The organism is Oleiphilus sp. HI0132 (genome assembly GCF_001635845.1).
In genome coordinates this window covers 1-652 of record NZ_LWGJ01000249.1, presented here as the reverse complement: position 1 = coordinate 652, position 652 = coordinate 1, and the positions used below count along the sequence as shown (strand labels likewise).

Below are 652 nucleotides of genomic sequence, written 5' to 3'. Positions count from 1 at the left end.
GCGGAGATTTGATCGATGGTTATTTATCGATATCAGCGCATCAGCTGAATGAAACGATGAGAGTTTTAACGGTCATCACCGCTGTGTTTGTGCCACTAAGTTTTTTGGCAGGGCTATATGGGATGAACTTTGACTATATACCTGAACTCAAGGTTGAGAACGGCTATTTTTACCTGCTCGCAATCATGTTGTCGCTATCAACGGGCTTAGTTTATTGGTTTAAGAGAAAGCGCTGGCTGTAAAAGCCAACGTTCAATTGAAAAAGTTAGCACTAAGCTTGACCTATCGAAATAGAGATTTCAACTAGAGCGTACAAACAGCAAGAAAAGCTTAGTCGGCTAAAGCCAAAAACTGCCGTTGAAGGGCATTGTCGAAATGGCCTAGTTCTCCTGATTTAAAGATGTCGAAGAATTTTGATTTTGAAGCACTAAGCACTACCTTTCTGACAGTCTGTCTTCTCCACAAAGTAGACATCTGAGAGTTGTTAGATTCGAATCGGTTTGTCTGATACCTGCCAAAAATATCATTACAGAGCCGGAGGTTTGTATAACGCTCATTGCTCGGCTAATATGGATTCTAAAATCGCGTTTCAGAAAAAGACTATTAAACATGTTGCATGATTTCAATGTCCTGCCATTTCTCAGAGCATCCT

1 protein-coding gene is annotated in these 652 nt (G+C 40.6%); it reads left to right on the top strand.

Going from position 1 to position 652, the window contains the following annotated elements; translation table 11 throughout:
- Positions 1-242 (top strand): CorA family divalent cation transporter (locus tag A3766_RS03105; RefSeq protein ID WP_304440923.1); only part of this gene is annotated, 242 nt, incomplete at its 5' end.
- Between the last annotated feature and the right edge of the window lie 410 nt (positions 243-652).